Origin of the sequence: Speluncibacter jeojiensis, from assembly GCF_029589495.1 — a bacterium.
Lineage (GTDB): Bacteria > Actinomycetota > Actinomycetes > Mycobacteriales > Mycobacteriaceae > Speluncibacter > Speluncibacter jeojiensis.
Genome location: NZ_JAAIVF010000002.1, coordinates 379,014 through 404,682, shown reverse-complemented (window position 1 = coordinate 404,682; position 25,669 = coordinate 379,014). Strand labels below are relative to the sequence as shown.

The window sequence follows — 25,669 nt, the reverse complement described above, 5'->3', positions numbered from 1 at the left end:
CACGAAAAACGCGCACGGGGTGGGTCAGCGTCGGCGCAGCACGACGACCAGGTTGCTCACCAGCAGCTCGCGCAGCACCGGGACGCGCACCATCCACCAGGCCCAGCGCGGGTGGTACCGGGGGAATGCGGCGAGCAGTTCGCCGTCGGTGGTCGAGCGGGCCCAGCGCAGGCCCTCGCCGCAGTGCACCGCGAACAGCGATCGGCCGAACCGGTTCTTGGGCTCGTGCCCGGTCTTGCGGCGGTAGCGACGGGCGGCGCGCTCGCCGCCGAGGTAGTGCCACCGGCCGGTTTCGTGCCCGCCGAACGGTCCCCACCACAGCGTGTACGACAGCACCATCAGCCCGCCGGGCTTGGTGACACGCAGCATCTCGTCCGCCATCTGCCACGGCTGCGGCACGTGTTCGGCGACGTTCGAGGAGAAGCACACGTCGACGCTGCCGGTGCGGATCGGCAGCGCCATCCCCGAACCGCGGACGGCGACGCCGGACAGGTCGATGTCGCGGGCGTGCATCTCGGTCGGGTCCGGTTCGACCGGAAGGTAGGTCGCTCCGACGGCGCGGAACCCGTCCGCGAAATAGCCCGGCCCGCCGCCGACGTCGAGCACGACCGTGCCGGACAGATCGGATCCGGTCGCTCCCCGGTGCAGGTCCTCGATCAGGTGGACCGAGTCGGCCGCCAACGCCCCGTAGAACCGGTCCGGATCGGACTGCTCGAAACGGAAGTCGCTCAGCAGACGCACCGAGCGGGACAGGGTGGCGCGCGCGGCGAAACGCCGGGTCACAGGGGGCTGGCTCATCCGGATCAGCGTAGCGACGAAGCAGCGGCGTTCAGCGGGCGACCGGACGGAACCGCACCTCCCGGCCGGGGCGCGCCTGCGCGAGCAACGCGACGTCGTCGTGGACGACCGTGGCGACCACCGGGTAGCCGCCGGTGATGGGATGGTCGGCGAGGAAGACCACCGGTTGCCCGCTCGGCGGTACCTGCACCGCGCCGAGGGCCATTCCCTCCGTCGGCAGTTCGCCGGTGCGGGCACGCCTGAGCGTCGGCGCGCCGGACGGCCGGTGCAGCCGGACGCCGATCCGGTCGCTGTCGGGGGACACCGTCCACGTCGCGGTGCACAGCACCTCCGGCTCGGTGAACCAGTCGTCGCGGGGGCCGAACACGATCCGCACGGTCAGCGGATCGTTGCCGATCGGTGCCACCGGGGCGGCGCCGATCCGGGGCCAGCCCGACGGTGGTGGGCCGACCGCGAGCAGGTCGCCGGGTTGCAGCGGGGCGGGACCGATGCCGGCGAGGGTGTCTCGGCTGCGGGATCCGAGCACCGCGGGCACGTCCAGGCCGCCGCGTACCGCCAGGTAGCAGCGCAGTCCCGCGTCGGCGACGCCGATCCGAATCCGCTGCCCCGGCTGCGCGACCACCACGGAACTGTGCGCCACCGGCGTGCTGTCCACGTCGACGGGGCACGGCGCACCGGTGACCGCGAACAGGACGGTCCCGCGCGCCTCGACGACGAGACCGCCGAGCAGACATTCGACTGCCGCGGCGTTCTCGTCGTTGGCCAGCAGACGGTTGGCCAAGGTCAGCGATCGCCGGTCGGCGGCACCGGACACCCCCACCCCGGCGTGGAACCAGCCCGGGCGGCCGAGGTCCTGGACCGTGCACAGCGGTCCGGTCGCCGACACCCGCAGGGCGCGCGCCGCCGGTGGGTTCACCGTCGATCCCGGTCGACGAACCGGACGACCGTGCCCGGCCGCAGCAGCGACGGCTCGGCACGGTCCAGGTCCCACATCACGGTGTCGGTGGTGCCGATCAGCTGCCACCCGCCGGGGGAGCGGCGTGGATAGACGGCGCTGTAACCGCCGGCCAGTGCGACCGCGCCTGCCGGAACGGCCGTGCGCGACTGGGTCCGTCGGGGCACGGACGGTAAGGGACGGTCCGGCTCGAGATAGCCGAAACCGGGCGCGAAGCCCAGGAACGAGCACCGCCACCGCCGCGAGGTGTGTTCGGTGATCAACTCGTCCGCGGTGCAGCCCAGCAACGTCGCGACGTCGTGCAGGTCTTCGCCGTCGTAGCGGACGGGCACGGTCACGGCGCCGAACCGATCGTGGGCGCCCTCCTCGGGTCCGTCGGCCGTGACAACGGTTCCGAGCCGGACCAGTTCGGTGCCCACCCACTGCCGGTCGGCGTGGGCCGTCAGGGTCACCAGAATCGTTCGCGCCGCGGGAAGGACGTCCTCGACGCCCTCGGGGGTGTCGACGGTGAGCAGGTCGACCAGCGCCGAAAGCTGCGCGGGATCGGCCGGTTCGAGCAGCAGGGCGCGGTCTCCGGCGGATCGGACGGTCGGCGCCCTCACGTGAACGGTCGGATCTCGATGCCCTGCTCGACGAGAGCCGCGCGTACAGCACGGGCCATCGCCACGGCGTCCGGGGAGTCGCCGTGCACGCACAGGCTGCGCGCCGGCACCGTCACCCGGTCGCCGGTGCCGGCGACCGCCGCAGTCCCCGAGGTGGCCAGTGACAGTGCCTGGGCCAGTGCGGCACGCTGCCCCAGTACCGCGCCGGGCTCGCTGCGCGGGACCAGATCGCCCGATTCGGTGTAGGCACGGTCGACGAAACCTTCTGCGAAGAAGGCGATCTCATGCCTGGTGGCCGCCCGCTCGAGCTCGCTGCGATGCGGACCCAGCAGCGCCAGGTGGGGATCGAAGGCGCGCATGGCGGCGACGATCGCGTCCGCCAGCTCGGGGTCGGATGAGGCCGAATGATAGAGCGCCCCATGAGGTTTGACGTAGCGTATGCGATCGCCGGCGACGCGGGCCGCGGCGTCGAGTGCGCCGATCTGATAGAGCGTCTGGTCGCCGACCTGCGCCGGCGGGAGGTCCATCGGGCGACGGCCGAACCCCTCGAGGTCGGGGTAGCTGATGTGCGCGCCGATGCGTACCCCGCCGGAGACCGCGCGCTCGCAGGTGCGGCGCATGATGCTCGCGTCGCCGCCGTGGAACCCGCAGGCGATGTTGGCGCTGGACACGATCGACAGCAGTGCGTCGTCGTCGGCCACCTCGACGGAGCCGACGCCCTCGCCGAGGTCGCTGTTGAGATCGAGCATCTGTCGGTTCCTTCGGGCTGCGGTCCGGCGGTGCGGGTCACGCGAGCGCGCACCTGTCCCGACGATACTGCGGTCCGAACCGGGCTGGACCCCGTCGGCGCCGAACGGCCCTCACCCCCGCTGGGGCAGTTGCGGGGGTGAGGGCTGTTCAGTTGTGAGTCGCGGTCACCGGTGCTGAACCCGGGTTGCGGGGCCCGCCGGGCCGGGATTGTTGTTCCGGCGCCTCGATAAACCCTCAGATTCTGATGATCTATCAAGGCCGCGGAATCATAGGTGCGACCGTGACGCGCGGCCGTCCGGATCCGGCAGGCCGAGCCGAGCCGGACCGGGCCGGGCCGCGCTCAGGGGGCCATCGGGACGAGGATCTGGCCGGGCATCGCCTGGGACGGATCGATGGGTGCACTGATCATCCGGCCGTGGCCGAGGGATCCGGTGCTGCCCATCGCACTGATCATCCGGCCGTGGCCGAGGGATCCGGTGCTGCCCATCGCGTTGGCCGCGCCGACCCCGAGGCCGACGGTGCCGCCGAGGGCGAGCGCGGTGACGGCCAGTGCGGTGAGTCCGTGCTTGACGGTGCTGATGGTCTTCGACATGACGTGGTCTCCTTGGGATCCGATGCCTCGGCGAGGCGGTGATTTGCGAGGTCCCCGATCGGGGTGCTTCCAGCCTGCGGCGAAGGCGCCGACCGTCCCAGGGGGCCAAGCGGTGGAGACGGTTCATCCCAGGTGGTCGGAAAGTCGATCCGAGGTGGGGGTTGACAAATCCTTCTCGTTCGGGGCGTGATCAGATTCGGTCCGGAGAGCGGTTAGGGTGGTCGAAGCTCAGGAAGCTGGTCCGGTCAGAAAGTGGCGCTCGTGCGAGAAGTTCTGTTGTTGTGCTGGCGCGATACCGGACACCCTCAGGGCGGTGGCAGCGAGCGTTATCTCGAAGAGGTCGGGGCCGTGCTGGCCGCGCAGGGCGTGCGGGTCACGCTGCGGACGGCCGCCTATCCGGGTGCGCCGGCGACCGAGACCGTCAACGGCATCCGGATCAGCCGCGGCGGCGGCCGTTACACCGTCTATCCCCGGGCCCTCGGCGCGCTGCTGGCGGCGAGGTTCGGGTTCGGTCCGCTGGCCGGCGTGCGCCCCGATGCGGTGGTCGACACCCAGAACGGGGTGCCCTTCTTCGCCCGCGCGGTCGTCAAGGCGCCGGTCGCGTTGCTGGTGCACCACTGCCACCGCGAACAGTGGCCGGTGGCGGGGCGTCTGGTCGGCCGCGTCGGATGGTGGATCGAGTCGCGGCTGTCCCCGCGGGTGCACCGCGACGACCAATACCTGACGGTGTCGTTGCCCTCCGCGGAAGAGCTGATCGCGCTGGGCGTCGAGCCGGACCGCATCGCCGTCGTCCGGGCCGGAGCCGACGAGGTGCCCGGCACCGTCACCGTCGGCAGCGAACTGACCCGCACCGCGCACCCGAGCATGTGCGTGCTCTCGCGGCTGGTGCCGCACAAGCAGATCGAGGACGCGCTGCACGCGCTGTCGGTGCTGCGGCCGTCGATCCCGGACCTGCACCTCGACGTCATCGGTGACGGATGGTGGGCCGAGCGGCTCCGGGCGCACGCCGCGGAACTCGGCATCGTCGACGCGGTGACCTTCCACGGTCACGTGTCGGAGGAGCGCAAGAACGAACTGCTGGCGCGGTCGTGGGTGCACGTGATGCCGTCGCGCAAGGAAGGGTGGGGCCTCGCCGTCGTCGAGGCGGCCCAGCACGGCGTGCCGACCATCGGTTACCGCAGCTCGCGTGGCCTGACCGACTCGGTCGTCGACGGGGTGACCGGTCTGCTCGTCGACAATCGCGACGACCTGAGCGCGGCGGCCGCGCGGCTGCTGACCGACGCCGACCGCCGGATCGAGCTGGGTGAGAAGGCCCGCAATCGGGTCGACGAGTTCTCGTGGACCACCTCGGCGGCCGGGGTGCGCACCGTCCTGGCCGCGGTCAGTCGCGGCGCCCGGGTCTCCGGCGTCGTCGGCTCAGACGGCGTCCCGGCTGCGTCCGGCGCGGCCACCGACGGTGCGCCGCCGCGCAACGTATTTCACGAGATCCGGCACAACACAGACCAGCAGGCCGCCGGCTAGCACCGCCGCCCACAGCAGGTGCGCGCCGATCATCACCGCGCGCGCCCCGGTCGCCGTCGGATAGGCGACGACCGGCCCGGGCACCCGATACAGCGCCAGACCGTCGTCGGCGTACACCCGCTCGAGTCGTTCGAGTGTCCGTGTGCTCGCACCGAACTCGCCGAGGCTGCCGCGTTCGACCAGCACCCAGCGCACCCCCGACTCGGCGAGCCGCGCGGGCTCGGCCCCGTCCAGCAGTGCCTGCTGCACCGCCTGGGCGCGGTGTCCCTCGCCGCCGACGGCGGTGCCGTCGACCACCAGTGACCCGACCTGCAGCACGTCGGGGCGCAGCATCCGCGGCGCCGGGTCCAGCACGGCGACCGGACCGCTCCACGGGAACATGCGGAACGTGCCGGTCGGCAGTACCGCGACGTCGCCGCTCCGGTCGGTCGCGGTGATTGCCTCGACCGACCGCCACGAGGACGGGTAGTGGACCGGTCGCAGCGCGCCGTGCACGCCCCACGCCAGATCCGGCAGGAACGCGATCAGCGCGGCGCAGGCCAGCACCGGGGCGGCGGGGCCGAGCACCCGGCCCGCGAGCCGGCGCTGCACCCAGGCCACGCCCGCCGCGGCCGCCACCGAATAGCCAGGCATCGCGAGCGCCACCCATTTCTGTGCGTCCCGGGCCAGCCCGGCCCCCGGCACATGCGCGACCGCCCACCGGCCCACGTCCAGGCCGGCACCGGTGGCGCCCAACGCCGGCAGCACCACCGCGGCCGCCGCCATCGCCACCACCGCGACCACCGTCGGGTTGCGTCGTCGCCGCCACAGTTGCGGCAGACCGGCGGCGACCAGCCCCACCAGCACCAGCGTCGCGATCGGCGTGAACAGTCCGGTTCGCGAACCGGGCACCGCCAGCCGGTTCCAGATGCCGCCGAGCCCCGCCAGGCTGCCGAGCGTCCCCAGCCCGAATTCAGCGCGGGCCGCGAACGCCGCGACCCCCGTCGGATCGGAGCCGGACGTGTCGGCGCCGCCGAGCGCCGCGGCCAGCAGCCACGGCGCCGACACCACCACGAACAGCGCGACCGCGCCCAGCACCCGGCGCGCGCGGGCCCCGCCGCCCGGGACCGCCATCATCACCACCACCGCGGTGATCGCGGCCAGCACCGCGCCGGTCGGGGTCAGGCCCGCGCACGCCATCGGCACCGCGAGCGCCGCCCAGTCCCGCGGCCCGCGCGCGGGGCGGCGCAGCCGCAGTCCCGCGCACACCACCCACGGCAACGCCGCGTATCCGACCAGCAGGCTCCAGTGACCCTGCAGCAGCCGCTCGGCGACGTACGGGTTCCACACCGCCACGGTCGCGGCGACCAGGCGCGGACCGAGTCGCAGTCCGGGCAGGAGCCGTCCGGCCATTGCCGCCGCGCCAACCCCGGCCGACCACAGCGCCAGGCCGAGGATCAGCTTGATCAGCACGCCGCCGTCGATCACCGTCGACAGCGCCGCGACGATCGTGTCCTGCGGGACCGCCCGCGGTGCGGCGTCGGACAGGCCGAGCGCCGAGTCGTTCAGGTACGAGCGCGGCGTGCTCACCGCGTCGCGCACCAGCAGATAGCCGGGGCCGAGCAGCGGGCCGAGGATCAGCAGTGTCAGCGCCAGGCTGTATGCGGGCACCGCGAGCCGTCGGACCCCGGTGCGCACGCTCATCCCCGGAACCCTACGGGCGCGATCGCGGCGCCGGCGCGGGCGGGCACCCGCGCGCGGGGTGACATCATGAGCGACGTGGAGATGCCCCGGCAGGACGGTTCGACGGCAAGGCGGGCCGCGTTGACCGGGATGACGATGGTGACTGTCGGTTCGATGACCGCGAACGTCGCCGCCTACCTGCTGCACCTGGTGGCCGGGCGATTCCTGCAACCCGACGGCTACGGCGAGTTCGCCAGCCTGCTGACCGCCCAGTTGGTCATCGCTGTTCCCGCCCTCGCACTGCAGACCGTGGTGGCCCGCGAGGTTGCCCGCGGGGCGGACCCGGCCGGCGCCCGCCGGCTCGGCTACCGCTGCACGGTCATCGCCGCGCTGCTGGCCGCCGCGGCGACGCCGCTGTGCGCGGCGGTGCTGGGCACCGGGGAGTGGACCGCGGCCGCCGCGCTGGTCGCCGCCCCACTGCTGGTGCTGCTCGGCGCCGAACAGGGCCTGCTGCAGGGTCAGGGACGGTTCGGACCGCTCAGCGCGGTGCTGGCCGGGGCGGGGCTCGCACGGGTGATCCCCGGCGTCGCCGTGCTGTGGGCCGGCGGCGGACCGGCGGCCGCGCTGCTGGCCGGCGCGGTCGGCACCGCGGTGGCGGCGGGGGCGGCGCACCTGATGGCGCGCACGGGATTGCAGTCCGGGCTGCGGATCGACCCGGCCGGGCGGACCGCCGGTGTGGTCGCGGTGCTGCTGGCCTCGCAGGTGCAGTTGGTGCTGGTCGTGCTCACCTCGCTCGACCTGATCGTGGCCCGCGCGGTCCTCGACGAGGACCACGCGGGCCTGTATGCGATGGGGGCGATCGCCACCAAGGCGGCGTTCTGGCTGCCCCAGGCGGTCGGCGTCGTGCTCTATCCGCGGATGGCGAACCCCGACCACTCGGCGCGGGCCGTGCGGACCGCGCTGCTGGTGCTCGCCGGGGTCGGTGTGCTCGCGGTGCTGGCCGCGGCGGTCGCCGCGCCGCTGGTGCCGCTGCTGGTCGGCGACGCCTACCGCCCGGTGACCGGGCTGTTGTGGTTGTTCGCGCTCGAGGGCGCGATCCTGGCGTTGCTGCAGGGTGCGCTGCTGTCGACGATCGCCCGAGAGCGCACCGGATTCGCCGGGGTCGCCTGGGTCGGCGTGGCCGTCGAGGCGGTCGTGCTGCCGCTGGCCGGATCGGTCACCGCGCTGCTGGTCTCCGCCGTCGCCTGTGCCGCGGTGACGACGGCGGTCGTCACGGCGTTGGTGCTGCGGTCGGTCGCCGACGCTCCCGCCACCGGTCGAACCAGCCGAACCCGACGAGCACGGCGGCCGCGAGCGCCCAGCCGATGAGGATGTCCGTGATGTAGTGCTCGCCGGTGTAGACCAGCGCGAACGCCATGCCCAGCGCGTACGCGGCGAGCAGCGGTCTCCAGCGTCGCCGGACCAGCGGCCACAGGAACGCCATCACCATCGCGGTCAGGCCCGCGTGCAGCGACGGGATCGCCGCGACCAGGTTCGAACTGGCCTGGTTCGAGTCGACCATCGTGCTGGCGGCGCCGAAGTGCAGGGTGTCCCAGCCGCGGTTCGACAGTCGCTCGACGTACGGCTCCGCGCCCGGATTGTGCGGATGGACCGGGCCCAGCAGCCCGCCGTCGGGCACCCCGGCCGGCGACTCGAACATGCAGGCCGGCGCGGACGGGCCGTCGGCGACCTCCGCGGGGGTGCAGCGGGCGGCCGCCCACGGCGGGGCCGCGGGCACCAGGACGTAACCGACCAGCGCCAGGAACGACATCACGATGAACCGGTAGATGTACTTGCGCCAGACCACGCGGTCGCGCAGCCACAGCACCGCGGCGATCGCGTAGGGGACGATGAAGAACGAGATGTAGATCGCGCTGATGATCACCTCCCACCAGCTGGGGGTGGCGGTTTTCAGGTGCGATTGCAGCCACACCGTCGGGACCTCGCCGAACATCGCACGGTCTGCGTCCGGACCCAGGTGCCAGTGCACCGGCAGCCCGATCACGCTGGTGACGCGGCGGCTGAGGTCGTAGGCGACGAGCAGCAGCGCGAACGGCAGCCAATCGAGCGCGACCGTGACCATCCGACGCCGGCCAATGCACGCGACCATCAGCCCCGGCACGATCAGCAGCAGGATCTGGGTGCGGTCGAACGAGACGCCCAGCAGCGCCAGCCGCAGCACGACGAGCGCGAGCCAGGTGGCCAGCGCGATGCGGCGCACCTTGGTCAGGTCGCGCGGCGGGCGGTCGGGTCCGGGGTCCGGCGGGGTGCTGCCGGACGCATGCTCCTCGAGCTCGGTCACCCCGGTGCCTCCCGTTCACCCGCCGTTGGCGGACTCTTAATCGTGCACGATCAACGGGGCACGTTAGTACCGAATCCTGGGGGTGGGTCGGGGGGTGGCCGAAAGACGGGGCCCGCGCCGCTGTGCTAGACGGTGTGGATCCGGAAAACCGGGTAGCCGGGCGCGATCGACAGCAGCGTCTCGTCCGAGGCATCTGCTCCGATGCCGTCGAAGAACACGCCCACCTCGAACTTCCACCGCCGCAGGTACGCCCGCAGCACCTCGGGCTTGTCGGCATCGGTCATCTCGACGGCGCTGAACGTCTCGGTGCGCCGGCCCACCCGCAGCAGTCCCTCGCCGCTCGCCCGCAGATTGCGGACCCACTGGGTGTGCCCGCGCGGGGCGACCAGGTAGCGCTGCCCGTCGTGGTCGAGGACGTTGACCGGGGTGTTGCGCCACTCGCCGCTCTTGCGGCCGCGCACCGACAGGATCCGGCTGCCGAACAGGCTGATCCCGCGACTTGTCAGTCCCGCGACGGCGCGGTTCATCAGCGGAGCGACGCGGCCGTCGGGCCGGATGTTGCGGGTGCTGTCGTAGCTGGTCATCACGTCTCCTCAGATTGTGAACAGTGCTCTCTGTCGAGTTCAGTGAACACTGCTCGCGGATCCGAGTCAAGAGCACTGCTCTCGCTTTTGGCGAGGAGGGTGCATTCCCGGCCAGAGAATGCCGAATGCCCCGCTCACACGCGTGAGCGGGGCATTCGGAAGTGGAGCGATCAGTCCCGGTTGGCCGGGCCCTCGTCGGTCCCCTTCTCGTGGGAACCGTGCTCGTGCTGGTCGGCCGCGGGGAAGACCTCGGTGTTGGCCTCGCCCCAGTCCTGGCCGGCGGGTCCGCCCTTGCCGTAGTCGATCACCTGCGTCTCGGCGTTGTCGAACGCCGGGTCGCCGCTGCCGGCCGGGGCCTGCTTCTTCATCGACACGCCCCGCTGCTTGACCGAGCGCAGGCCGAGGATGACGCCGCCGATCAGCGCGATCAGGCCGACGATCAGGGCGACGAGCGGCAGGATCCGGGTGTACAGCGAGATCTTGTCCTGGCCGTCCTTCGCCTGGTTGATCTGGTACTCGATGGTCGCCTCGTTGAAGCTGACGTTCATGTCCAGCACGGTCAGCGCGCGCTCTTCGGGGTTGCGGCCGAAGTACTGGGTCATGTGGTCGGTCGACTTGATGATGGTGCCGGTGACCGGGTCGACCCACATGGTGCGGTCGTCGGTGTAGTAGCGGTGCATGGTGACCGGCGCGTCACCCGGCAGGCCCCAGTTCTTCGCCGGCAGGCTGACCAGGTTGTCGCTGCCGGGCGCGGTCTTCGACAGGTCCGTGACCGGCACGACCTGGTGGAACTTGTACACCTTCATGCCGTTGATCTCGGTCTGGTCGACGAAATCGATCGGGTTGGTGGTGCGGGCGGTGACGTCGAAGTACGGGTAGGTCTTCTTCTCCACGTCGAACGGCCACTTGTACTGCAGGCCGTGGCGTTCGACCGGGATGCCCGGGCGGCCCGGCTGCGTCTGGATGGTGCCGACCGGGTCGTTCGTCGGCATCGAGGTCTTGCGGTCGACGGTGACCCGGTCGACCAACGCGTTGACGACCGCGGCGTCGCCGCTCTTGTCGCCGCGGCGCAGGGTCTGCCCGGACTGGACGGTCATGATGTCTGCGTTCGACGGGTCCTCGACTGTGACGAAGCGCTGCACGGTCAGCGGCACGTCCTTGTCGACGTGCGCGGTGCCGGACGCGAGCGAGGCGACGTCGAGGACCGAGCCCTTGCCGTTCGCGACGATGGTGACCTCGAGGTCCAGCGGCGTCTTGAGCGCGTGACTCTTGGTGTAGGTCGGCAGCAGCGCCGCGCAGGTGAGCAGGAACGCGCCCAGCGCGACCAGCACACAGGCGAGGATCCGTGACGTCCTACCGGGGCTATTGGCCATTGTCGTTGTCTCCTCAACAGTGCTCGCGCAGACCTTCTGCAACCAACGAAACCTGCGCGAGTAGTCGCCGAACCCACCTGTGGGCACGGATATACCACGCGTGTGGTGACCTTAACAGTGATGATCGAGACGTTCGATCCAGTACCGGCGTGTTTTGCCGCCTGCTTGCTACCGGGTGGCGCCGCGTCGACCCCCGGTGTCCCCGGTGGTCGCTCGGACGCTCTTCTCCAGCGCGGTCAGCAGATCGATGACCTCGGCGTCCGCGTCGCCGCCCCCGATTTCCGTGGTCGCAGGGCCGAAGGCCTCGCCGCCCTCGAGCTTCGCCTCGACCAGTTCGGCGAGCTCCTCTTGATACGTGTCGTGATACCGGTCGGGGTCGAAGCTCGCGGACATGCTGTCCACCAGTGTCTTCGCCATCGCCAGTTCGGCGTCCTTGACCGTGACGTCCTTGTCCAGCACCGGGAAGTCGGCGGTGCGCACCTCGTCCGGCCACAGCAGCGTCTGCACCAGCAGGGCGTCGCCGCGCACCCGCAGCGTCGCGAGCCGGGTCTTGCGGCGCAGCGCGAAATGGACGATGGCCACCCGGCCGGTGTCCTCGAGCGTGCGGCGCAGCAGTGCGTAGGCCTTCGGTGACGGTCCGGACGGCTCCAGGAAATAGCTGCGATCGAAGGTGATCGGGTCGAGTTCGTCCTCGGCGACGAACTCGAGCACCTCGATCTCGTGCGCGGATTCCTCGGGCAGCGTCGCGAGGTCGTCGTCGGTGATGATGACGCTGCGGCCGTCGTCGGCGGTGTAGGCGCGGGCGATGTCGGTGAACTGGACCGTCTCGCCGCACACCTCGCAGACCCGCCGGTAGCGGATCTTGCCGTGGTCCGCCGCGTGCACCTGACCGAACTTCAGGTCGTGGTCCTCGGTCGCGGCGTAGGCCTTGACCGGGACGTTGACCAGACCGAACGCGAGCGAGCCCTTCCAGATCGACCGCATCTTCGCATTATGGCCGGTCACGAAGGGTTCGTGCCGGTTAATCTCGCAACGTGGCGACCTTCGACGGTCGACGGGTCGAGTTCACCAACCGCGACAAGGTGATGTATCCGGCGACCGGGACGACCAAGGGCGACGTGATCGAGTACTTCCTCGGCGTGGCCCCGGCGATGCTGCCGCACCTGCGGTGCCGGCCTGTGACCCGCAAGCGCTGGCCGAACGGCGTGGACCACGATGCGTTCTTCGAGAAGAACCTGCCGGACTCGGCGCCGCACTGGCTCCCGGCACGCCGGATCGAACATCGTGCCCGCACCGTCCGGTATCCGCTGATCGAATCGGTGGCGGGCCTGGCGTGGCTGGGTCAGCAGGCGGCGCTCGAGGCGCACGTGCCCCAGTGGCGCTTCACCGGGAGCGGCGCGGTCGGGCCCGACTCCGCGATCGGACCGGCGACCCGGTTGGTGTTCGACCTCGACCCCGGCGAGGGGGTCACGCTGACGCAGTGCGCCGAGGTCGCGCAGGCGATCCGCGACCGACTCGACGAGATCGGACTGCCGGCCTTCCCGGTGACCAGCGGGGGCAAGGGAATCCACCTGTATGTGCCGTTGGCCGACCGGCCGATCCGTTCCGCGTCGGCGTCGACCCTGGCGCACCGGGTGGCGACGATCCTGGAACGGCAGTGGCCCGACCGGGTGACGGCGAGGATGTCGCGGACCCGCCGGGCGGGGAAAGTGTTCATCGACTGGAGCCAGAACCACGCCAATAAGACGACGATCTGCCCGTACTCGCTGCGCGGTCGCGCGGAGCCGACGGTCGCGGCGCCGCGGACATGGGCCGAACTCGAGGACCCGCAGCTGCGGCAACTGCGGTACGACGAGGTGATCGAGCGGTTGCGGCGCGACGGCGACCTGCTCGCCGGGCTCGACCCCGACACGGGTACGGGCCAGGACGCCGCGGACCGGCTTGCGGACTACCGGAGCAAACGCGACCCGCGCCGCACCCCGGAGCCCATCCCGCACGCGAACGCCGCGCCGGCGCCCGGCCCCGGCGCGACGTTCGTCGTCCAGGAACACCATGCGACCCGGCTGCACTGGGACTTCCGGCTCGAACGCGACGGCGTGCTGGTCTCGTGGGCGGTGCCGAAGAACCTGCCGGACGACCCGGGCGAGAACCGGCTGGCGATCCAGACGGAGGACCACCCGCTCGAGTACGGCGGCTTCGCGGGCGACATCCCGAAGGGCGAGTACGGCGGCGGGCACGTCGAGATCTACGACCGCGGCACCTATGACACCGAGAAATGGCGCGACGACGAGGTCATCGTCGACCTGCACGGCGACCGTCTCAGCGGGCGGTACGCGCTGATCCGTACCGGCGGCACGCAGTGGCTGGTACACCGGATGAAGCCGGGGCCGGCCCAGGGAGACCAGGCGAGCTCGGACCTGTCGAGCGGGGGCCTGCCCAGCGGGCTGCGTCCGATGCTCGCCACCGCCGGCACCGTCAGCGGACTCGACCCGGACGAGTGGGCCTTCGAGGGCAAGTACGACGGCTATCGGGTGCTCGTCGAGGTGGACGGCGGCCGGCTGCGGCTGGTCAGCCGCTCCGGCCGCGACCTCACCGCCGACTATCCGGCGCTCGCCGGGCTGGGGGAGGACCTGCGCAACCACCGGGCGGTGCTCGACGGGGAGCTGGTGGTGACCGACCCTTCCGGCGCACCGAGTTTCGCGCTGCTGCAGGATGTCCGCCGCCGCGTGGAGGTGGTGCTGTATCTGTTCGACGTGCTCCACCTCGACGGGGTGTCGTTGCTGCACAAGCGATATGACGACCGACGCAGGGTGCTCGAGTCGCTGGCGCGCATGCTCACCCGCGCGGAGGTCCCGGACCGGATCGGCGGCACGGGTGCGCAGGCGTTGGCCGAGAGCGGTCGGCGCGGCCTCGAAGGGGTGGTCGCCAAGCGGCGGGACTCGACCTACCTTCCGGGTCGGCGCGGTTCGGCGTGGATCAAGGAGAAGCACTGGAACGCAGCGGAAGTCGTGATCGGCGGCTTCCGCCGCGGTGAGGGCTCGCGCGCCGCGACCTTCGGGTCGTTGCTGCTCGGTCTCCCCGGCGAAGGCGGGCTGCGCTATCTGGGCCGGGTCGGCACCGGGTTCACCGAGGCCCAGCTGTCCTCGCTTGCCGAGCGGCTCGGGGAGCTGGGCTGCGCCGACAGCCCGTTCGTGGAGGAGCTGCCCGCGGCGGACCGCAAGGATGCGTGCTGGGTGCGGCCGGAACTGGTCGGTGAGGTCAGGTACGCGGAGCAGACCGCGTCGGGACACCTGCGGCATCCGAGTTGGCGCGGGCTGCGTCCGGACAAGAGCCCCGGGGAACTCGGCGGCTGATCCGGTCGCGTGGACGGATCAGTTGCCGCTGTCGGCCGGGTCCGTCGATGCCATGAACCCCGGATCCGACCACTTGTGGTCGGTCCAGTCCTCGACGACGGTCAGGACCAGCGTCCGATCCTGTCGCCGTGCCGCGCTGGCGTGCACCCGTACCCATCGGGTGCTGCCGTCCTTGTGGATCAATTTGCGGCCGCCGGACATCGACCGCGCCTCGCCGCTGTCGAGTGCCGCCCAGTGGTGCTCGAGGTCGTCGCCGTAGTCGGCGGGCACCATCTGACGGATGTTGACGTGCGGGGCCTCCTGCACCGAATAACCGAACAGATCGGCAAAGGCGTCGTTGATCGCATAGATCCGCCCGCAGGTGTCGTTCACCGCGACCGCGAGATCGAGATTGGCGAGCAGTTCGGCGTAGTCGGACGCGTCGATGCCGCCCGCGGTGGAGCTGGTGAGCGCCTTGTCGTGCATATTTCCCTCTTCATGGTCCCGACCGTTTGACCTTTAGGTTCGCACCGGGACCGTGGTCCGTTACACGGTTCGGGACAAGTGTGAGCGAGCCAACGAAGTGGACGAACCCTGTCTGCTTCGTTAGCGTTCGTTATCGGTTCGTTAGCGTTTGTGACCGTTTGCCACGATGTGTGGCGGTTCGTCATCGGAAAACGATCGAAAGGGAGAGCCGTACGTGGTTGCGTCGAAGGAGCCAAGAGCGGAGACGACTCGACGTGCGATCCTCGACTCGGCTGCGGACGAGTTCTCCAGACGCGGGTACAGCCGCGTCAACATCAGCGACATCGTGGCGGGCGCGCAGGTCAGCAAGGGTGCGCTGCATTTCCATTTCCCCAGCAAACTCGAGCTGGCCGAGGCCGTCATCGACGAGAAGCGCCGGCTCTTCCGGGAAGCGGTGGCCGAAACGTTCACCCGGCGGTTGTCCGGCCTCGAATCGGTGATGGACATCTTCTTCGCGACCGGCCGCCGTTTCGTCGAGAACCGCATGGTGCAGGCGGGGGTCCGGCTGACGGTCGAGATCGGCCGCGACACCGATGTGCTCCGGGACAGCCAGGCCGAATGGACCGGCGTGCTCGGTGGGCTGATCGAGCGGGCGACCGTGGAGGGCGACGTCCGCGGCGACCACACTCCCGACGGGCTCTCGCGGATCCTGACGTCGATCATGTTCGGCCTCGGTGACTACGCCGATCCACGGGATCCGGCCCGGTTCCTGCTGGACATCCAGCACGCGTGGGAACTGGTGCTCCCCGGGGTCGTGCCGGCGGACAAGCTCCCCTATTTCGTCCACCTGGTCCAGCGCCGCGGGCGTCACGAGATCCGGGAACTGACGTCCTCCCCCGTGGCGATCAGCTGACGACGCGCGAGGACACCGACATGCCACGACAGATCCGTGCAGAGACCACCCGTCACAACATCATCGCCGCGGCGGTGGACGTGTTCGGTCACCTGGGCTACGGGCGGGCCAGCCTCAACGACATCATCAGCGGGGCCGGTGTCACCAAGGGCTCGTTGTACTTTCACTTCGATTCCAAAGAGGCCCTGGCGCGTGCGGTCATCGACGCGTCGGTGGATCAGCTCCGGGCCGAGTTGACGAACATCACCAGTTCGCGTGCCCCGGCCCTGGAGAAGTTCATCCATTGCTGTTTTGTGACGGCCGTGCTGTTCCGCGAGGAGGCGTTGTTGCGGACCGGGGGCCGCCTGTTGCTGGAGATCGGTGACTTCCGGGGAGCCGAGGGCGAGAGCTTCCAGGACTGGACCGGTGTGGTCCGGGCGGTGGTGCAGGCCGCCGTCGACCAGGGCGACATCGACGACGGCCTGGACCTCGACGAGCTGACCTCCGGCGTCACCAGCGCGCTGTCCGGCGCGTTCTTCGCCTCCGAGGCACTCGGCGGTCGCACGGACGTCGTCGGACGGCTGGAGACGGTGTGGCGGTTGCTGGTTCGGGCCGCAGTCCCTCCTGCCGGGCAGTCGTACTTCCAGGAGTTCCTCTCTCGCGAGACCGCGACCGCCCGCGCCGGCGCGGTCACTCCCGACGCGGACACTCCGGCCGGCTGACACCTCCCGCTCGGCGGGAGACGACCGCGATGCGGCGGCGGTTCTGCGGCAATAGTGTGCTGCACACCCGCAGGCCGGAGTCGGCCGTACCCGCGGGACGAAAGGGGCTCTCGATGGCGACCTATGCACTGACCGGCACGGCCTCCGGGCTCGGCGCCGCCACCCGGGAACGACTGCAGTCTGCCGGTCACCGCGTGATCGGGGTCGACCGGGCGGGCGCGGACGTCAACGTCGATCTGGGGTCCGCCGCCGGACGTGCGGAGGCGGTCGAACGGGTCGCCGAACTCGCCGCCGGCAGCCTCGACGGCTTCGTGCCGTTCGCCGGGTTGGCGTCCACCGGCGGCCGCGCCGGCAGCCTGCTGGTCGCGGTGAACTACTTCGGGGCGATCGAGGTGCTCGAGGGCCTGCGTTCGCTGCTGGCCGCCGGGCAGGACTCGTCGGTCGTGCTGATCAGCTCCAATTCCACGACGACGCAACCGAACTGGCCGGTCGAACTCGCCGAGGCCTGCCTGGCCGGCGACGAGGACAAGGCCAGGTCCCTGGCGGACGGATTCGGCGATCTCGGCGGGCTGCAGGCCTATCCGGCCACCAAGGCCGCGCTGGCGTACTACGCGCGCACCCGGTCGGCCGAGTACATCGCGCAGGGCATCCGGCTCAACGCGATCGCGCCGGGGCTGATCGACACTCCGATGACCGACGGGCTCCGCGGCGACCAGGTGACGGGCGCGGCCATCGAACAGTTCATCGCCTCGACCCCGATCGGGCGCGGCGGACGCCCCGACGAGGTGGCCGCGCTGGTGGCGTTCCTGCTCGGGGCGGAGTCGAGCTATTTCGTCGGATCGGTGCTGTTCATGGACGGCGGGGTGGACGCGGCCTTCCGTGGAAAGGACTGGCCTCGGGTGTGGGACCTCGCCTGATGGGTTAGGTTTCGGTGATGGCGCAGAACGACCCGCTGCCCCTGGGCGCGGTGCAGCAGACGCTGTACTTCCCGCTCGCCGCTCGTGCGCGCGAGACCGGCAGGCGCCGTGCGATCCTGCGCGACCCCAAGGCCGTCGAGATCCTCGACGCGCTGAACGTGCCGGCCCCGCGCTACAGCCGATGGCCGGCCACGGCGATCATGGTGTTGCGCACGGCGATTCTCGACTGCTGGGTGCGCGAGTTCCTCGCCGAGCATCCCTGCGGCACGGTCGTCGAGATCGGCACCGGGCTGAACACCCGCTTCGAGCGGACGGACAACGGTTCCGTGCGGTGGTTCGACCTGGACCTGCCGGACACGATGGCTTTGCGCCGCAGGTACTTCGACGACACCGACCGTCGCCGGACCGTCGCCGCGTCGGTGCTCGACGAGGACTGGATGGACCGCCTCGAGACGAGCCCGCCCCCGCGGCTGTTCGTCGCCGAGGGCGTGCTGGTCTATCTGCCCGAAGACCGGGTGCGGCGCACCTTGTCCGTGCTGTCGCGGCGGTTTCCCGGCGCCGTGCTGGCCGCCGACCTCTACACCCGCGATGAGGTGCGGCGCCAGCATCGGCGGGCAGCCCGCAACAACCTCGAGGTCCCGTGGTCGTGGGCGTGTGACGATCCGGCGGAACTGCGCGAGTCGGGTTGGTGCCCTCTCGAATCGACCACGATCGCCCGTCCGCCGCGGGAAGTGCGCGCCCGGCTGTCGCCTGCGTATCGGACGCTGCTGCCGCTGTTCGATCCGATGCTGCGCCGTTCGTTCACGCTGAACCGGTTCGCGGCGGCGCCGAACTGACCGGCACGGTGGGACGGGCGGCACGGCCGGGCGCGTCCCGCGGTGCTCGTTGTAAACCGGCCGGTCCCATCTCACCTGGCGTTCATCTCGTTATTGATTAATGGTCAACAGTGTGATTGGGTATGCCCGCGAATGTGTTCCGGTGGTGTGGGTCACGCTCTTTCCTCATGGCCGGCGGTCGCGTTCGACAACCGTAACGGTGCGGGAGACGGGGGATTCTCTGATGAGTCGACGGCGGATGATCACGGCCGCGATGGGGGCTGCGCTGGCAGCGGCGACGACGATGGCGGTGGCGCTGCCGGCGGCCGCGGCGCCGAGTCCGGTCGCCCCGCACACCCCGGATGCGGGGGCGCTCGGCGCCCAGTGGACTGCGACCGAGCGTGGGCCGCAGAAGTATCCGGGGATGCACATCGACTGGGACGTGCCGATCCGGATGAGTGACGGCGTGGTCCTCAAGGCCAACGTGTACCGCCCGGCGGACGCCTCGGGCCGGCCGGTCGACGTGAAGACGCCGGTCATCGTCAACATGACCCCGTACACCAAGCTGGTCTCGGCCATCGCCTCCGCGGCGCTCAACCAGCCGCCGCTGGCGCAGCCGGCGATCGACATCGCGAATGCGATCAACCTGTCGGGCACTCCGGTCAGCGGGCTCGGCGACCTGATCAAGGCGGTCTCCGGCGGCGGGCTGCGCACGTTCACCGTCGACCCGAAGCTGATCGAGTCGGGTTACACCCAGGTCGTCGCCGACGTGCGCGGCACCGGCTTCTCGCAGGGCACCTGGCAGGTGCTCCAGGGCCGCGAGCAGCAGGACACCGTCGAGACCGTCGACTGGGCCGCCGAGCAGCCGTGGTCGGACGGCAAGGTCGGCATGAGCGGCGTCTCGTACTCGGCGATCAACCAGGTGCAGGCGGCCAGTCGTCGCCCGGCCGCGCTCAAGGCGATCTTCCCGGTCGAGCCGGGCGGCGACATCCTGCGCGACGTGGTCGCCCCGGGCGGCGCGTTGGGCATCGGCTTCATGCCGATGTGGCTGGCCGCGGTCAACGGGCTCAAGTGGGTGCCCAACGTCCAGTCGATGCTCAACGGCACCTTCGACTGGAAGTGGCTGGCGGACCGGCAGAAAGACCCGCTGACCTTCATGAACCTGCTGTGGGCGGCGCTGACCGTGCCCACCGTCAAAGACATCCCGCCGGACCTGCAGAAGTTGCTCGACCCGAACAGTTCGCTACGCAAGGATCTGGTCCTGCAGCCGCAGAACATCGACACCCCCACCATGGTGTACGGCGGCTGGCACGACATCTTCACCAACAGCGAGCCGCGGATCTACAACGCGATCCCGCTGCCGGCCGGTCAGAAGCAGCTGATCATGGGCGACACCTACCATCTCGACCCCGGCTCGACGATGGGGCAGCCCGGCAACCCGCCGGGTCTGGACGTGCTGCAGCGGGCCTGGTTCGACCACTGGCTCAAGGGGATCGACAACGGTATCCAGACCTACGGCCCGATCACCTCGTGGCAGCAGGGCAACGGCTGGACCACTCTCGACCGGTTCCCGCGGCCGGGCATGACCTATCACCGGATGTACCTCGGGGCGCAGGCCAGCGGCACCGCGCCGTACGCGACGCACGACGGCAGCTTGACCCCCGCCGCGGTCCCGGGAACCGTGTCGCTGACCGTCGCGCCGGGCCTGACCACGCTGTGCTCGCGGGACGCGTCCCAGGAGACGATCGGTGTGACCGCGGTGCTCGACGTCTGCGGCAAGGACTCGCGGATCGCCGAACGCGACGCGCTCACGTTCACCAGCGCCCCGGTGACCGCGCCCACGGAGATCTCCGGCCCGGTCAACCTGCATCTGAACACCGTGCTCGACGCGACCGACGGCTACTGGACCGCGACGCTCAACGACGTCGCGCCCGACGGCACCTCGACGGTGCTCACCAGCGGCCAACTCACCTCGTCGCTCCGTGCGGTCGACGAGGCCAAGAGCAGCAGGTCCGCCAACGGCGACTACACCGATCCGGTGCACATCCTGTCGCTGGCGTCGCGTAAGCCGATCGTCCCGGGGCAGCCGACCACACTCGACGTCGGCCTGACCGCGACCGATGCGGTGCTCAAGCCCGGGCACCGGTTGCGGGTGGACGTGTTCGCCAGCAACTTCCCCAAGGGCATGATGCTTCGTCCGCTGCTCAACGAGAGCGGGCTCAAGCCGCAGCACCTGGTGCTGGACCCGTCTGCACCCAGCTTCGTCAACGTGCCGCTGAGCAAGCCGATCGGCTGAGGCGGCTCCGCGGGCTCCCGCACACCGGTGGTCCATACTGAACCGCGATGGTGACCCAGACCGAGATCACGGCCGCGGCGGACGCGCAGGGAGCGCGCCCGGCCCGCGCCATCCCCTCGCCGCGGGGCTTCATCCCCGCGCTCGAGGGGATGCGCGCGTTCGCCGCGCTGGGCGTGGTCATCACGCACGTGGCCTTCCAGACCGGCAACTCCGGCGCGTCGGTGCTCGGACGGATCTGGGGGCGCTTCGACCTCGCGGTCGCGCTGTTCTTCGGGCTGTCCGGGTTCCTGCTGTGGCGCTCGCACGCGCAGGCGGCCCGCGGGATGCGCCCGCGCCCGGGTGCGGTCCGCTACCTGCGCTCCCGCGTCGTGCGGATCATGCCCGCCTACCTGGTGCTGGTCGTCCTGGTGCTGCTGTTCCTGCCGGACGCGCGGGGCGCCGGGGTCAGCACCTGGCTGGCGAATCTGACGTTGACGCAGGTCTTCGTCCCGTTGAGCCTGACCGGCGGGCTGACCCAGCTGTGGAGCCTGTCGGTGGAGGTGGCGTTCTACCTGGCGCTGCCGGTGCTGGCCTGGCTGCTGTGCGGGCTGCGCGGCGACCGCGCGCGCTACCGGATCCCGGTCATCGCCGCCGCCTGCGTGCTCAGCCTCGGGTGGGGGTTCGTGACGCTGCCGGTGCCCGGCGGTGTCAACACCGAGAACTGGTTGCCCGGCTACGTGGCCTGGTTCGGCGCCGGCATGCTGCTCGCCGAGTTGACCGTCAGCCCGCCCGGGCGGATGTATGCGCTCGCCCAGCGCCGGATCGTGATGGCACTGATCGCGCTGTTCGGGTTCGCGCTGTCGTGCACCGACCTGGCCGGTCCGCCGGGGCTGACCCAGCCGAGCCCGTGGCAGTACGCCACCAAGATCGCGCTGGGCGCGGTGTTCGCGTACGCGCTGCTCGCACCGCTGGTGCTGGGTCTGAAGGCGCGCACCGACGGCGACCGCGCCGCGCACAAGATCCTGGCGAGCCCACCCGCGCTGGCGGTCGGGCGATGGTCCTACGCGGTGTTCCTCTGGCATCTGTCGGTGCTGGCCCTGGTCTTCCCTGCCTTCGGGATCCGGCCGTTCGCCGGCAACATGGCGCTGGTCTGGGTGCTCACGGTGGCCCTGACGCTGCCGGTTGCCTCGGCGAGCTTCGCGCTGATCGAGGAACCGGCGCGGGTCCGCCTGGCCCGCTGGGAGCGTCGCCGCAGCCACGTCTGAGGCGGCTCCGCGGGGATTCGCGCGATTTCGCTGCCCCGGCGCGGTGAGCGTGCCACGCTCGGAAGTCGTCGGGGTCCTATCGCCGAGGGTGGGAGTGCGCCATGCGAGCTGCCCGGATCGTGGTCGTCGCGGTGGTGCTCGCGGCGTGTGTCGCCGTCGCGGTCGCGGCGGTCACGCTGCTCACCCGTACCCATGACAACGATGTGCCGCTGGCAGATCCGTCCCTGGTGGTCGAGGGCAGGTCGCAGACCTGCGCGCAGTTGTTCGACCGCACCTGCGACTTCTCGACCCAGCAGGCCTTCAACACGTGGGGCAGCGGGCTGGACCGGTTCGTGCCGTCGGTGCACCTCGACGCCAGCCTGCAGCCGATGTCGTACCGGCAGGTGGCGCTGCTCGGCCTGCAGACGTGCAACCTGCTGAACTCGTTCGACAACAACGAGACCGCGTTCCTGGCGATGGTCGCCGCGCAGTATCCGGGACACCGGCCGACACTGTTCTTTCCCGTCTGGAGCCAGTCGCGGTCGCAGCTGTGCCCGGAGACCGTGATGCGCCAGTGAGCCGGTCGTGGACCGGGAGGTGCCGCTGTAGGATGCCGTGGTGACCGGGTGGTCGGTCATCACGGTGGAGGCGGCGTGCATGCCGTCGTCCCGGGACGTTCGGAGGAGTCCATGGCAAGGCCCGCGGGGCCGGGGCGTACCGCACTGCTCGACGCCGGGACCGCGCTCGCCGACCGGGACGGGCTGCGGGGGCTGTCGGTCAACGCCATCGTCGCGGCTGCGGGGATGGCCAAAGGCAGTTTCTACCAACACTTTCCGAGCCGTCGAGACTTCGTGGTCGCGCTGCACCGTCGCTACCACGACGAGCTCACCGCGCTGGTGCTCGCCGCCGTCGAGGGCCTCGCCCCCGGCGCCGAGCGGCTCCGCATCGGCGTCGACAGTTTCCTGGACGCCTGCCTGGACACCAAGGGCACCAAGGCGTTTCTCGTGCAGGCGCGCACCGAGGCCGACCTGCTCGAGGAGGTTCGGAAGCGCAATGCGCAGGTCGGCGCGCTCGTCGCCGCAGACTTCACGGCGATGGGCCGGGACATGCCGGACGAGACGGCCCACCTGCTCGTGGCCATGGTCGCCGACCTCAGCCTGCAGGAGCTGTCCGACAGCGGTCCCCGCCGCGACCTGCGTGCCGCGCTCTTCGCGCTGATCCGCGTCTAGCTGCCCGTCGCCCCTCAAGCCGGCGAATGCCGGGGGTCTTGTGTCGGGCTGCTCAGCATGCAAAGGTATGACCGACTGGTCGGTCATACTTTTGGAGGGTGGATGTTCCGAACATCGGCGGTCACCGTTGCGGTACTGGCGGGAGTGTTCCTCGGCGGCGCCCTGCCGGCCGCCGCCGCGCCCGCGCCGCCCTCGATTCCGTACAGCTACCTGGCCGGGCTGGCCGCGCAGGCTGTGAGTCCGGGGCAGGCGCCCCCGGGGGCGGACGACTGGTCCTGCCGGCCCACGTCCGCGCACCCCGACCCGGTGATCCTGCTGCACGGCTTCGTGTCCACCAGCGCGCTGACCTGGCAGACGCTCTCGCCGCTGCTGGCCGGACACGGCTACTGCGTCTTCACCCTCGACTACGGCGTGGATCCGGTGACCGGCGTCGGCGGGCTGGGCCGGATCGACGACAGCGCCGACCAGCTCGCGGACTTCATCGGTCGCGTCCGGTCGGCCACGGGTGCCGCGCGGGTCGATCTCGTCGGCCACTCCGAGGGGGCGACCATGCCGTTCGCGTATCTTGCGCGTCACGACGGAGTCGAACACGCTGTGCGCCGGTATGTTTCACTCGCCGCCCTCGACCGCGGCACCACCCAGGACGGGCTGGCCCCGCTGATCCGTGCCGCGTTGGCAGTGCCGGGTGTCGGGGCGCCGGTCACCGAACACTGCGGGCCGTGCAGTGAACTGCTCGCCGGGTCGCAATTCCTGGTAGACCTCGACCCGCACGGGTGGCGCTACCCGGACATCGCCTTCACGAACATAGTCACCCGCGACGACGAGATCGCGACCCCGTACACGACGGGCCTGCTCGACGGACCCAATGTGACGAACATCGTTGTGCAGGAACGCTGCCCGGCCGACCATGCGGACCACCTCGAGCTGCCGTCGGATCCGGTCGCGACCGCGCTGGTGCTCACCGCACTCGACCCCGATCATCCGGCGACGCCGACCTGCCGGGCTGTGCTGCCGGTGGTGGGTCCGCCCCCCGCCCTCTCCTGACGGGTCACGCCACGTGCTGCGGCACGGCCAATCTGGTGGGTTCGAGCCGGCCCCGCAGCGTCACCTCGTCGCCGCACCGCCACCGCTCCGCCTCGGCGGGTGCGGCACCGGCGACCGCGCGCCCCGAGGCGACCGTGCGGCCGGGCAGGGTCTTGGCGAACTCGCAGAGCCGCGCGGCCTCGTTGACCGGGTCGCCGATGACGGTGTACTCGAAACGGGCGTGCGCGCCGACGTTTCCGGCGAGCGCACTGCCGGCGGCGACACCGATCGCCGCGCGGCACTCCGTCAGCTCGACGGTCAACCGGTCGGCGATCGCGCGTGCGGCGGCCAGTGCGCTGCCGCAATGGTCGTCGATCTCGAGGGGCGCACCGAAGATCGCGAGTGCCGCGTCACCCTCGAACTTGTTCACGAAACCGCCGTAGCGGTCGACCTCGTCGACGACGACGGCGAACAGCCGGTTGAGCATGTCGACCACCTCGGTCGGCGGGAGCGTCGCGGCGATGGTGGTGGAACCGATCAGGTCGACGAAGATGACGGCGACCTCGCGGACCTCGCCACCGAGGCCCGAGTGATCGAGTGCTGCGCGGGCGACGTCGCGGCCCACATGCCGTCCGAACAGGTCCCGGAGCCGTTCGCGTTCCCGCAGCCCGTCGGCCATCAGGTTGAATCCCGCCTGCAGTTGGCCGAGTTCGGTGCCGTCGAACACCGTGACGTCGGCCGAGAGGTCGCCCGCGGCAACCCGCTGCTGTGCGACCCGGACCGTGCGCACCGGCGCGACGGTCGACGACGCGACGAGCAATGTCAGCAGCAGGCCCGTTGCGAGGGCGACAGCGCCGATCGCGAGCATCGGGACGGCCAACTGGACGGTCGTCACCGTGCCCTCGGCCAGCGCCCAGATCGCGATGATCATCAGGCCCGCCACCGGCACCCCCGATCCGACCGCCCACGTCAGCACCATGCGGGTGGTGACGCCCGCACGGGCGGCGCGCGGTGTGTCCGCCTGCAGCGCCTGCGCCGCGATCGGGCGCAGGGCGAACTCGCTGAACAGATACGAGTTGGCGCAGACGACGGCGCCGCCGAGCAGGATCGTGAAGGCGATCTTGGGGATCAACTGGGGTTCGGCGATGCCGTAGAGCAGGGTGAACAGCGCGAAGGCGCCGAACCAGAGCAGACCCTGCAGCAGGGTGAGCCGCCACGGTACTGCGAGCGCGACACGCAGTTCGCCGGGGCTCGGTGCGCGATCGGTCTGCGCCCAGTGGAGCGCGCGGAGGGTCTTACGGGTGCCCAGGACGATGCCGAGCAGCAGCGCGAGCACCACGTAGAGCGGCACGGCGAGGAAGGTGATCGGCCACAGCGCGAAGGTGAACACGCTCGGGCCCGGCACCACGAACGCGACGAGCACCATGACGATGGCCGAGCCGATGAGGTTCGCCAGCACCAGCAGGGAGGTCAGCAGCAGCTGCACCCTGATCCTCCGCCGGCGCGTGCCCTCGCGGCCCGGCCCGAGGATCCGCGAGCCGAGGGGCGGTATCGCGGGCCGACGTCGTTGCATGGTG

Annotated in this window: 24 protein-coding genes; 12 read left to right on the top strand and 12 right to left on the bottom strand. The window is 70.9% G+C overall.

Going from position 1 to position 25,669, the window contains the following annotated elements:
• Window positions 1-24: 24 nt before the first annotated feature.
• The 5 genes from G4X40_RS09085 to G4X40_RS09065 form a co-directional block, all read right to left on the bottom strand.
• Entirely contained in the window at window positions 25-798 is a 774-nt protein-coding gene (locus G4X40_RS09085) for a class I SAM-dependent methyltransferase (protein WP_277831874.1), read from the bottom strand.
• Between the two features lie 31 nt (window positions 799-829).
• Window positions 830-1,714: a 5-oxoprolinase subunit C family protein gene (locus G4X40_RS09080; RefSeq protein ID WP_277831872.1), complete on the bottom strand. Its 885-nt coding sequence runs from the start codon at window positions 1,712-1,714 to the stop codon at window positions 830-832.
• Entirely contained in the window at window positions 1,711-2,355 is a 645-nt protein-coding gene (locus tag G4X40_RS09075) for a 5-oxoprolinase subunit B family protein (protein WP_277831870.1), read from the bottom strand. Before G4X40_RS09075 ends, G4X40_RS09080 begins: the two co-directional genes overlap by 4 nt.
• Window positions 2,352-3,104 carry a LamB/YcsF family protein gene (locus G4X40_RS09070; protein WP_277831868.1) on the bottom strand — a complete coding sequence of 251 codons (753 nt, stop codon included), beginning with the start codon at window positions 3,102-3,104 and terminating at the stop codon, window positions 2,352-2,354. Before G4X40_RS09070 ends, G4X40_RS09075 begins: the two co-directional genes overlap by 4 nt.
• Window positions 3,105-3,445: 341 nt before the next feature.
• Window positions 3,446-3,697, bottom strand: coding sequence for a hypothetical protein (locus tag G4X40_RS09065; RefSeq protein WP_277831867.1), 252 nt, complete (start codon window positions 3,695-3,697; stop codon window positions 3,446-3,448).
• Between the two features lie 261 nt (window positions 3,698-3,958).
• Here G4X40_RS09065 and G4X40_RS09060 point away from each other — a divergent pair, with 261 nt between their 5' ends.
• Window positions 3,959-5,218 (top strand): glycosyltransferase family 4 protein, encoded by a 1,260-nt coding sequence (locus tag G4X40_RS09060; protein WP_277831866.1) that lies wholly within the window; start codon window positions 3,959-3,961, stop codon window positions 5,216-5,218.
• Here G4X40_RS09060 and G4X40_RS09055 read toward each other — a convergent pair.
• On the bottom strand, window positions 5,114-6,901 hold the full coding sequence (locus tag G4X40_RS09055) for a hypothetical protein (protein ID WP_277831865.1): 1,788 nt from the start codon (window positions 6,899-6,901) through the stop codon (window positions 5,114-5,116). The genes G4X40_RS09060 and G4X40_RS09055 overlap by 105 nt on opposite strands.
• An 81-nt stretch (window positions 6,902-6,982) precedes the next feature.
• Between G4X40_RS09055 and G4X40_RS09050 the strand changes: the two genes are divergently transcribed.
• Window positions 6,983-8,248 (top strand): polysaccharide biosynthesis protein, encoded by a 1,266-nt coding sequence (locus G4X40_RS09050; protein ID WP_277832378.1) that lies wholly within the window; start codon window positions 6,983-6,985, stop codon window positions 8,246-8,248.
• Here G4X40_RS09050 and G4X40_RS09045 read toward each other — a convergent pair.
• The 4 genes from G4X40_RS09045 to ku all read right to left on the bottom strand — a co-directional run bounded on the left by G4X40_RS09045 (window position 8,151) and on the right by ku (window position 12,162).
• Window positions 8,151-9,221, bottom strand: a complete 1,071-nt coding sequence (locus tag G4X40_RS09045) for a phosphatase PAP2 family protein (RefSeq protein ID WP_277831864.1) — start codon at window positions 9,219-9,221, stop codon at window positions 8,151-8,153. The genes G4X40_RS09050 and G4X40_RS09045 overlap by 98 nt on opposite strands.
• Window positions 9,222-9,346: 125 nt before the next feature.
• Window positions 9,347-9,805 (bottom strand): nitroreductase family deazaflavin-dependent oxidoreductase, encoded by a 459-nt coding sequence (locus tag G4X40_RS09040; RefSeq protein ID WP_277831862.1) that lies wholly within the window; start codon window positions 9,803-9,805, stop codon window positions 9,347-9,349.
• A gap of 170 nt (window positions 9,806-9,975) precedes the next feature.
• The gene (locus G4X40_RS09035) at window positions 9,976-11,178 is read right to left on the bottom strand and encodes a DUF3068 domain-containing protein (RefSeq protein WP_277831860.1); all 1,203 of its coding nucleotides are present in this window, start codon (window positions 11,176-11,178) and stop codon (window positions 9,976-9,978) included.
• A gap of 168 nt (window positions 11,179-11,346) precedes the next feature.
• The gene (gene ku / locus G4X40_RS09030) at window positions 11,347-12,162 is read right to left on the bottom strand and encodes a non-homologous end joining protein Ku (RefSeq protein ID WP_277831858.1); all 816 of its coding nucleotides are present in this window, start codon (window positions 12,160-12,162) and stop codon (window positions 11,347-11,349) included.
• Between the two features lie 50 nt (window positions 12,163-12,212).
• Here ku and G4X40_RS09025 point away from each other — a divergent pair, with 50 nt between their 5' ends.
• Window positions 12,213-14,531, top strand: a complete 2,319-nt coding sequence (locus G4X40_RS09025) for an ATP-dependent DNA ligase (RefSeq protein ID WP_277831856.1) — start codon at window positions 12,213-12,215, stop codon at window positions 14,529-14,531.
• An 18-nt stretch (window positions 14,532-14,549) separates the two neighbouring features.
• Here G4X40_RS09025 and G4X40_RS09020 read toward each other — a convergent pair whose 3' ends face one another.
• On the bottom strand, window positions 14,550-14,996 hold the full coding sequence (locus tag G4X40_RS09020; protein WP_277831855.1) for a PAS domain S-box protein: 447 nt from the start codon (window positions 14,994-14,996) through the stop codon (window positions 14,550-14,552).
• Between the two features lie 214 nt (window positions 14,997-15,210).
• Here G4X40_RS09020 and G4X40_RS09015 point away from each other — a divergent pair, with 214 nt between their 5' ends.
• The 9 genes from G4X40_RS09015 (at window position 15,211) to G4X40_RS08975 (ending at window position 24,113) form a co-directional block, all read left to right on the top strand.
• Window positions 15,211-15,888, top strand: a complete 678-nt coding sequence (locus tag G4X40_RS09015; RefSeq protein WP_277831853.1) for a ScbR family autoregulator-binding transcription factor — start codon at window positions 15,211-15,213, stop codon at window positions 15,886-15,888.
• Between the two features lie 20 nt (window positions 15,889-15,908).
• Complete coding sequence (locus G4X40_RS09010) at window positions 15,909-16,589, top strand: ScbR family autoregulator-binding transcription factor (protein WP_277831852.1); 681 nt, start codon at window positions 15,909-15,911, stop codon at window positions 16,587-16,589.
• Window positions 16,590-16,702: 113 nt separating this feature from the next.
• Window positions 16,703-17,506 carry an SDR family oxidoreductase gene (locus G4X40_RS09005; protein WP_277831851.1) on the top strand — a complete coding sequence of 268 codons (804 nt, stop codon included), beginning with the start codon at window positions 16,703-16,705 and terminating at the stop codon, window positions 17,504-17,506.
• A gap of 17 nt (window positions 17,507-17,523) precedes the next feature.
• Window positions 17,524-18,342 carry a class I SAM-dependent methyltransferase gene (locus G4X40_RS09000; RefSeq protein ID WP_277831850.1) on the top strand — a complete coding sequence of 273 codons (819 nt, stop codon included), beginning with the start codon at window positions 17,524-17,526 and terminating at the stop codon, window positions 18,340-18,342.
• 223 nt (window positions 18,343-18,565) lie between these two features.
• Window positions 18,566-20,617 (top strand): CocE/NonD family hydrolase, encoded by a 2,052-nt coding sequence (locus G4X40_RS08995; RefSeq protein WP_277831849.1) that lies wholly within the window; start codon window positions 18,566-18,568, stop codon window positions 20,615-20,617.
• 47 nt (window positions 20,618-20,664) lie between these two features.
• Window positions 20,665-21,861 (top strand): acyltransferase family protein, encoded by a 1,197-nt coding sequence (locus tag G4X40_RS08990; protein WP_277831848.1) that lies wholly within the window; start codon window positions 20,665-20,667, stop codon window positions 21,859-21,861.
• 101 nt (window positions 21,862-21,962) lie between these two features.
• Window positions 21,963-22,418, top strand: a complete 456-nt coding sequence (locus G4X40_RS08985; protein WP_277831847.1) for a hypothetical protein — start codon at window positions 21,963-21,965, stop codon at window positions 22,416-22,418.
• A gap of 111 nt (window positions 22,419-22,529) precedes the next feature.
• Window positions 22,530-23,069, top strand: coding sequence for a TetR/AcrR family transcriptional regulator (locus tag G4X40_RS08980; RefSeq protein WP_277831846.1), 540 nt, complete (start codon window positions 22,530-22,532; stop codon window positions 23,067-23,069).
• 102 nt (window positions 23,070-23,171) lie between these two features.
• Complete coding sequence (locus G4X40_RS08975) at window positions 23,172-24,113, top strand: lipase family alpha/beta hydrolase (RefSeq protein ID WP_277831845.1); 942 nt, start codon at window positions 23,172-23,174, stop codon at window positions 24,111-24,113.
• A gap of 4 nt (window positions 24,114-24,117) precedes the next feature.
• Here the strand turns inward: G4X40_RS08975 and G4X40_RS08970 are convergent, their stop codons facing one another.
• Window positions 24,118-25,665: an adenylate/guanylate cyclase domain-containing protein gene (locus tag G4X40_RS08970; RefSeq protein WP_277831844.1), complete on the bottom strand. Its 1,548-nt coding sequence runs from the start codon at window positions 25,663-25,665 to the stop codon at window positions 24,118-24,120.
• Window positions 25,666-25,669: the final 4 nt, after the last annotated feature.